Origin of the sequence: Prevotella amnii DSM 23384 = JCM 14753, from assembly GCF_000378745.1 — a bacterium.
In the GTDB taxonomy this organism is placed as follows: Bacteria; Bacteroidota; Bacteroidia; order Bacteroidales; family Bacteroidaceae; genus Prevotella; species Prevotella amnii.
The window spans coordinates 42,799-51,696 of sequence record NZ_KB905279.1; the positions used below are offsets into that span (position 1 = coordinate 42,799).

The following is an 8,898-nucleotide window of genomic DNA, read 5'->3' on the forward strand; positions in this document are numbered from 1 at the left end:
TATTTTTTATATCTTTGTTTACTAATTGAATGTGTAAATAAACGTGATGAATAAAATAAATGTTTATTGCAACACACTATAGTATTATATCAAATGAAATTATCTGAATTAAAGACAGGCGATTCTGCCATTATTATAAGAGTCTTAGGACAAGGTTGCTTTAGAAAACGCATTATTGAAATGGGGTTTATCAAAGGAAAAAAGGTAGAGGTTATGCTTAACGCTCCTCTGCAAGACCCTGTAAAATACAAAATAATGGGATATGAGGTTAGTTTGCGACATAGCGAAGCAGACAACATAGAAGTGCAACCAGAGTATGATGATAAAGAGATAGGACAAGACACAGCTAACCATCAGCAAACAATCTTTGCTAAGAAGAACGATGTTATGGACAAAACACTTAGTCCCATTAACATTAACACTTCTAATAACAAACATAAGAAAACTATATCAGTAGCATTGGTTGGTAATCCAAACTGTGGTAAAACCTCTCTGTTCAATTTTGCATCTGGCGCTCATGAGCATGTTGGCAACTACTCTGGGGTAACAGTTGATGCTAAAATGGGGTATGCTGAACAAGACGGCTACAGATTTAACCTTGTAGATTTGCCGGGTACTTACTCTTTGTCTGCTTATAGTCCTGAAGAGCTTTATGTGCGTACTCAGCTCACGGATAAAACTCCTGATATAGTAATCAATGTAATAGATACTTCTAACCTAGAGCGAAACCTTTATCTTACCACACAGCTTATAGAAATGCATATACCTATGGTATGTGCTCTAAACATGTTTGATGAAACAGAAAAGCGTGGCGATAATATTAATGTACAACAGCTTTCTTTGCTACTTGGAATACCAATGATACCCACTTCTTTTATTTCTGGACGTGGCGTAAAGGAACTTTTCAAAAAAGTAATTGATGTATATAAAAATGATGAAAACATACCTTCCGGCTATAGACATATACTTATCAATCATGGACACGAAATAGAAAACGGCATTAAAGCCATTCAAAAACATTTAGAACAATACCCCGACATACGCTCACGCTATTCCACCCGCTACCTTGCTATCAAACTTTTAGAACATGATAAAGAGGTAGAAAATTTCATTTATAGCCTAAACGACTCTACAGAAATACTCAAACATCGTGACGAAGCCGAAAAGCGTGTTAAGGAAGAAACCGGTAACGATAGCGAAACTGCTATCATGGACGCTAAATATGGTTTTATTAATGGTGCTTTAAAAGAAACACATTATCGTCCTGGTAATAAAAAAGGCAATTACCATACTACACATATTATCGACAGCATACTCACAAACAAATATTTAGGTTTCCCTATATTCTTTTTACTACTCTTTATAATGTTTACTACTACATTCAACTTAGGAGAGTATCCCAAGAGTTGGATAGAAACGGGTATAGCAGATCTTGGAACTTTAATAGAGGGACATTTACCAGCAGGACCTTTAAAAGATATGCTTATAGGTGGCATTATCGGAGGCGTGGGGCAAGTTATAGTATTTTTACCACAAATACTTATTCTATACTTTTTTATTTCTTATATGGAAGACTCGGGTTACATGGCAAGAGCAGCATTCATAATGGATAGATTAATGCATAAAATAGGGTTACATGGCAAGTCTTTCATACCTCTTGTAATGGGTTTTGGTTGCAATGTCCCGGCTATTATGTCAACACGTACTATAGAAAGCCGACGCAATCGTCTTATCACTATGCTCATACTACCTATGATGAGCTGCTCGGCTCGTTTACCTATTTACATTATGATTACAGGTTCTTTCTTTGCTATGAAATACCGATCTATTGCTATGTTATCGCTTTATGTTATAGGTATATTAATCGCTAGTATTACAAGTAAGATATTCTCTCGATTTCTAATAAAAGGCGAAGATACTCCCTTTGTTATGGAGCTTCCTCCCTATCGGTTCCCAACATGGAAAGCCATAGGTAGGCATACTTGGGAGAAAGGTAAACAATATCTTAAAAAGATGGGTGGAATAATACTTGTAGCATCACTTATTGTATGGGCTTTAGGTTATTTCCCCGTAAACGATGACCCAAGAATAAACAGACAAGAAAAACAAGAACAAAGCTATATAGGAAGAATAGGTAAAGCGGTAGAGCCTATCTTCCGGGCTCAAGGTTTCAACTGGCGGTTAGACGTCGGAATATTATCAGGAGTAGGAGCTAAAGAGATTGTCGCTTCTACTATGGGAGTACTTTATACTGACAATGATAGCTTTAGTAATGATAACAATTATAGCAATGATGACAAGAAGTATAGCTCTCTTCACAAACAAATAACAAAAGATGTGGCTAAAACACATGGCATTAGTATAAAAGAAGCCGAACCTATAGCCACACTTACTGCTTATTGCTTCTTACTCTTTGTGTTATTATACTTTCCTTGCATAGCTACTATAGCAGCAGTAAAAAGCGAAACAGGTAGTTGGGGCTGGGCTTTATTCTGCGCAATATACACAACGGTATTAGCATGGGTAGTAAGTGCAGTGGTATTTAGGATAGGATTACTTTTTATATAAAGAGAGCTTTGCTAAAAACTACACCAACATATAGAATTTTTATAGTATTAAAAGTATTAATCTTTTAAATGTTTATATTTAAAAATACTTACTTGAAGAAGTATTTGCAATAATTTTTATGTAATTTTGCCGCTAAATATTTAGCTATCATGATTATTAAAGATTCAGAGTTTATTATATCCTCTCCTACAGTTTTTAAATGCCCTAATGATAACAAGCCAGAATATGCATTCATCGGCAGATCAAATGTGGGTAAGTCAAGTCTTATAAATATGCTATGTAACCACAAAGGTTTGGCTAAAACATCGGCAAAACCAGGGAAAACATTACTTATAAACCATTTTATTATTAACAAAGAATGGTATTTAGTAGACTTACCTGGTTATGGATATGCAAAAAGCTCTAAATCTGTTCGTAATAAATTAGAACAGATGATAGCACAATATATATTACAGCGTAAACAGCTTATCAATGTATTCGTACTTATTGACATTCGACACGAACAGCAAACTATTGACCGTGAGTTTGTAGACTGGTTAGGAAAAAGCAACATTCCTTTCTCTATAATTTTCACAAAAGCCGATAAGCTAACAACAGGAAAAGCCAAATCAAATGCACTTCTTTGGATGAGAAAACTAGAAGATACATGGGAAGAACTCCCTCCGTATTTCATAACATCAGCTGAAAAGAAAACAGGTAAAGAGGAAGTTCTCAATTATATAGAAAGTATAAATTCTAATATCAATAAAGGCTAATTTTATGAATCAAAAACCTTATCTTGATGTTCAATCTCTTTCAAAACGATTTGGGGCTCAAATACTATTTAATGACATATCTTTTTCTGTTTCCGAAGGACAGCATGTTGGACTAATAGCTAAAAACGGAACAGGGAAATCAACTTTACTATCTATACTCACCGAAAAGGAAGGATACGATAGCGGAAGTATTATATATCGTAATAACATAAAGGTGGGATTATTAGAGCAAACCACTATATTCGATCCTAATGAGACTGTACTTGATGCTTGCTTTAATCATCAAGGTAATGAAGAAAAGCTCCTAAAGGCAAAACAGATACTCACTATGCTAAAGATATATAATATGGAGCAGCCTATGGGGGAATTAAGTGGAGGACAACAAAAACGTGTAGCCTTAGCTAACACCTTAATCTTAGAACCAGACCTTCTCATACTTGATGAGCCCACAAATCACCTCGACTTAGATATGATAGAATGGCTTGAAAGCTACTTAAAACGTGGTAATAAAACCATTCTTATGGTTACACACGATAGATATTTCCTTGATAATGTTTGCAATACTATCATTGAAATAGATAATAATACCATATATACATATAAAGGTAATTATGCTTATTATCTGGAAAAACGACAAGAACGCATAGATAACACAAAGGCTGAAATAGCACGAGCAAATAATCTTTATCGTACCGAACTGGAATGGATGCGCCGTATGCCACAAGCACGCGGACATAAAGCTCGCTATCGTGAAGAAGCTTTTTACTATCTGGAAGCTAAGGCTAAACAACGCATAGAAGAAAGACAAATACGACTTAAATCGTCTAATGTATATATTGGAAGTAAAATTTTTGAATGTCAATATGTTTCAAAACGATTTGATGATAAAGTAATTCTCCATAACTTCTATTATAACTTTTCTCGTTTTGAAAAAATGGGAATTGTTGGAAATAATGGTACTGGAAAATCTACATTCATTAAAATGCTTTTAGGTTACATTACACCTGATGAGGGGAAATTTGACATTGGAGAAACCGTACGCTTTGGATATTTCTCACAAGATGGATTACAATTTCGCAATGATCAAAAAGTTATAGATATTATAACAGATATAGCCGATTATATCGACTTAGGTGGTGGACGGCATCTAAGTGCGTCACAATTTTTACAGCATTTTCTATTCGACCCTGAACAACAGCATAATTATGTAAGCAAATTATCTGGAGGAGAGAAGCGCAAACTATATCTTTGCACTGTATTAATGAAAAACCCTAATTTCTTGGTACTTGATGAGCCTACCAACGATCTTGATATTCAGACCCTTCAGATCTTAGAAGAATATCTACAAGACTTCCCTGGATGCGTAATTATTGTATCACACGACAGATATTTTATGGATAAGGTAGTAGATCATCTTTTAGTATTTAATGGTAAAGGAGATGTAAAAGACTTCCCTGGCAACTACACGCAATATCGTGATTATATGCGCCTAAAGTCAAAAGAGCAAGATGTTTCTAAACCTATTCAACAACCCAAAAGTACCACTAAACTAAACAAGAGCCGCAATAGTAGCAATGAGTTAACACACAAAATGACCTTTAAAGAGAAATATGAATACGAACAAATTACGAAAAAAATAGAACTGCTAAACACAGAAAAGCAAGCCATTGAAAAAGCACTCTGCTCAGGAACTCTATCTGTAGAAGAACTTACTGATAAAAGTAAACGTCTACCCTTAATAAGTAGCGAACTTGATAAACTTGAAATGCGGTGGTTAGAATTAGATGAATTAAAATCTTAATAACTAAAAGATTATACAAAAAATCTTATAATTAAAAAGTATAATACCTATTTTCCTAAACGCCGCACAAATAATTATTAACTTAAAACTAAACGTATAAAAAACTTTTTACCGCAAAAATACTTACAAAGGCTTTGAAAAATGCTTCTCTGTATTTATCATCATAGGATCAAGAGCCGCTGCTACATTACGAACAAAAGGACGAGCAGATGATAATACTGTTAAATAATCTTCAGAGAATGTTATCAAACCATCACGTTGCATCTCCTCTAAAACATCAGACTGATAATTAATACTATCCATAAGAAATTCTTTAGATATATTAAGCTCTGAAGCTAAAGTTTCCCACTCTATATGATAATTGCACATAAGCTGCTCTATTACTGCCCTTACTATCTTTTGTTGTGAAGATAAATTATATCCCTTACTAACAGGAAGATGTCCTATTGACAGCATTGCTATATATTCATCTATTGACTTAGTGTTTTGAGCGTATGCCATATCTAACTGACTAATACCTGTAACACCAAAAGCATATACTTGCCCTGTAGTGCGTCGAGTACAATAACCCTGAAAATTACGATGAAGCTGGTGAGTATTAAGTGCTAATGTAAGTTCGTCAGAAGGCAACACAAAATGATCTAAACCTATTTCTTCATATCCTGCTTTTAATAATTCCGTCTCGGCATTTTTAAACATCAATGACTTATCTTCACTACTAGGCAGACCAGCCTTCTCTAATATCATTTGTCTCTTAAATATCCATGGACAATGACCATAACTAAAAGTAGTAAGACGATCAGGCTTAAGAGTTATTGCCTTGCGCATTGTTTGAAGGAAACTATCTGGAGTCTGAAGAGGAAGCCCAAAAAGAAAATCCATATTAATACTTGCACCACCTTCACGCAATATATTAATTATATCTAATAAAGGTAGCTTGGAAGGAGTTCTATTAACTACTTTAAGTACATCTTCATTAAAATCTTGCACACCTATACTAAAACGATTGAAATGTGCTGATAACAATTTATACCAATCATCTTTTTCTAAATAACCAGGATGACACTCTATTGCTATTTCAGGATGTTCTATAGTTGGAAAATAAGAAAATAAATGCTCATTAAACTCTTTCAAAACTGTTACAGGCAAAGATGTAGGACTTCCTCCACCATAATGTATCTGAGAAATACACCTCTTTTTATTCAAATGCTTTGCTACAATATCTATTTCCTTATGAATAGCCTCTACATAAGCCTTTACATATTCTTGTTTCTGCATAGGATAAGAATTACACCCACAATAATGACACAATCGGTAACAAAACGGTATATGAAAATAAAATGAAAGATTACTTGTGCCATAGATATTACTTCTTTCAAGAACATCTATATAGTTATCCTCAGTAAATGATTCAAAATAATTAGCTGGAGGATAACTCGTATATCGTGGTACAGATACATTATATTTATTAAGAATATTAGTATTCATTATAAGTAAAAAATTATTTTATTGTTTTATAAATTAATAAGCCATACGCCTATATAATCTTATTATTTCTATCTTAGGTAATATGACTTTCTTTTATCAAAATAAAATCTTGTTACACTACAAATATTTTTTCTTTAAGTTCCTTTTGTCATATCTTTATCATTTATTGCAAGCAAAAATACACAATTATTTCTTATAAACAGCCTTATAGTATCATAAGTTAAACATAAAAGCATATTTATGTTACTTTTATCATCATAAATGAGTAGGAAAAGAAGAGAAAATAAAACACTAAAAAGATTTATTTTCAGAAAAGAATTCTTATTTTTGTAATAAATATAACCTCATAAATTTTTTAATAATGGAAAATAATATTAATCTTTTTTCTGCTAACAAGTTGGAGACATTTCTATGTAAGAAATCAAAGACTTTTACCAAAGTAGACATTCTTAAAATAGTAGATAAGTATGAAATTGAAATGGTAAATTTCATGTATCCTGCTGGAGACGGAAGATTAAAAACCTTAAACTTCTCTATCCACTCAAAAAAATATCTCGAAACAATACTTACCTGTGGTGAACGTGTAGATGGATCATCATTATTTAGCTTTATAGCTGCAGAAAGTAGTGACCTATATATAATACCTCGCTATTCTACTGCTTTTATAGATCCTTTTGCAGTTACCCCTACTCTATGCTTTCTATGTACTTTCTTTGATAGAGATGGAAAACCTTTAGCCTCTTCTCCAGAGCAAACACTCTTTAAAGCTATGACAGCCTTTGAAGAAGTAACAGGAATGACCTATGAAGCAATGGGTGAACTTGAATATTATGTTATACATGAACAAGAAGAGGACTTCCCTGCTGAAGACCAACATGGATATCATGAAAGTTCTCCATTCTCTAAAACCAACGACTTTCGCACTGCATGTATGAAAATCATTACAGAAATAGGAGGTAAGATAAAATATGGACACTCTGAAGTAGGTAATTTTGTAGATAATCACTTAAACTATGAACAAAATGAAATAGAATTTTTACCAGTACCTGCAAATGAATGTGCAGAACAGATACTCTTAGCTAAATGGGCTATCAGAACTTTAGCCTATAAACAAGGATTAGACGTTACATTTGCACCTAAAATTACCACAGGAAAAGCTGGTTCAGGTATGCATATTCATATGCGCATGATGAAAAATGGTAAGAATATGATGCTTAATAATGGTAAGCTTTCTGATGATGCACGAAAAATGATAGCAGGAATGATGGAACTTGCACCAAGCATTACAGCTTTTGGTAATAAAAATCCTACATCTTATTTCCGTCTTGTTCCTCATCAAGAAGCTCCTACTAACGTTTGTTGGGGTATGAGCAATAGATCTGTTTTGGTTCGTGTACCTTTAGGCTGGACTTCTGGTGAAGACATGTGTCATAAAGCTAATCCCTTAGAACCTTTAACACAACGTGATTATAGTGGCAAACAGACTGTTGAAATGCGATCACCTGATGGTTCTGCTGATATTTATCAGCTTCTTGCAGGATTATGTGTAGCTTGTCGTCATGGCTTTGAAATGCCTAATGCCAAAGAAATAGCAGAAAATACATTTGCCGATAGTGATATTCATGACGAAAAAAATGCCAGCAAATATGCTAACCTTACACAACTACCTGATTCTTGTGAAGCTTCTGCAGATTGCTTAGAAAAGCAACGAACTATTTATCAAGCTTACAATGTGTTCCCTGCTGCTATGATAGACGGCATTTTAAAGCAACTACGTGATACCCACGATCGCACTTTACGTGCTGATATACATGATAAACCAGAAGAAATAGCCATTTTAGTGAAAAAATATTTCCACTGTGGATAATTATAATAGTTAACATAAATGTATAGAAAAGTGCAAGTCCCATGATTCCAACTATGTATTTAATGGAACTTGCACTACAACTAATCAGCGAAAATGAAGAAATATCGAAGTTGGTGTAAACTGACTGATAATGAGCAGGAAACGGAATAATTTGCATAGAAGTGCTCTTTTCAAAAAGAGTTATAATATGCAGATTTAGGCAGAAGTTCAGTTACTAGAGCGTTACCCGATTTCGTCATAAGTAACGATGGGGCAATATTCGGTAACTAAGTTATTTTCGCTCGTGTGGTTGTTGCTGCGGTCGGCAGTTTTCTGCATAAGTGAGGAACGCTTTGAAATTGGTAATTTTGCCACAAAACATCAAAGCGTATGAAAACAGAAAAAATGAAGGTGTTGCTCTACCTCAAAAAGAGCGGTCT

5 protein-coding genes are annotated in these 8,898 nt (G+C 33.9%); 4 read left to right on the forward strand and 1 reads right to left on the reverse strand.

Going from position 1 to position 8,898, the window contains the following annotated elements:
- Positions 1–93: 93 nt before the first annotated feature.
- The 3 genes from feoB (at position 94) to F596_RS0106400 (ending at position 5,124) form a co-directional block, all read left to right on the forward strand.
- A complete protein-coding gene (gene feoB / locus F596_RS0106390) occupies positions 94–2,568 on the forward strand; it encodes a ferrous iron transport protein B (protein WP_019036296.1) in 2,475 nt (824 codons plus the stop codon).
- 149 nt (positions 2,569–2,717) lie between these two features.
- Positions 2,718–3,323: a ribosome biogenesis GTP-binding protein YihA/YsxC gene (yihA, locus tag F596_RS0106395; protein ID WP_019036297.1), complete on the forward strand. Its 606-nt coding sequence runs from the start codon at positions 2,718–2,720 to the stop codon at positions 3,321–3,323.
- Positions 3,324–3,327: 4 nt separating this feature from the next.
- Positions 3,328–5,124, forward strand: a complete 1,797-nt coding sequence (locus F596_RS0106400) for an ABC-F family ATP-binding cassette domain-containing protein (protein WP_019036298.1) — start codon at positions 3,328–3,330, stop codon at positions 5,122–5,124.
- Positions 5,125–5,247: 123 nt separating this feature from the next.
- Here F596_RS0106400 and hemN read toward each other — a convergent pair whose 3' ends face one another.
- Positions 5,248–6,612 carry an oxygen-independent coproporphyrinogen III oxidase gene (gene hemN, locus F596_RS0106405; protein WP_019036299.1) on the reverse strand — a complete coding sequence of 455 codons (1,365 nt, stop codon included), beginning with the start codon at positions 6,610–6,612 and terminating at the stop codon, positions 5,248–5,250.
- A 361-nt stretch (positions 6,613–6,973) separates the two neighbouring features.
- Here hemN and F596_RS0106415 point away from each other — a divergent pair, with 361 nt between their 5' ends.
- Entirely contained in the window at positions 6,974–8,479 is a 1,506-nt protein-coding gene (locus tag F596_RS0106415) for a glutamine synthetase family protein (RefSeq protein ID WP_019036300.1), read from the forward strand.
- Positions 8,480–8,898: the final 419 nt, after the last annotated feature.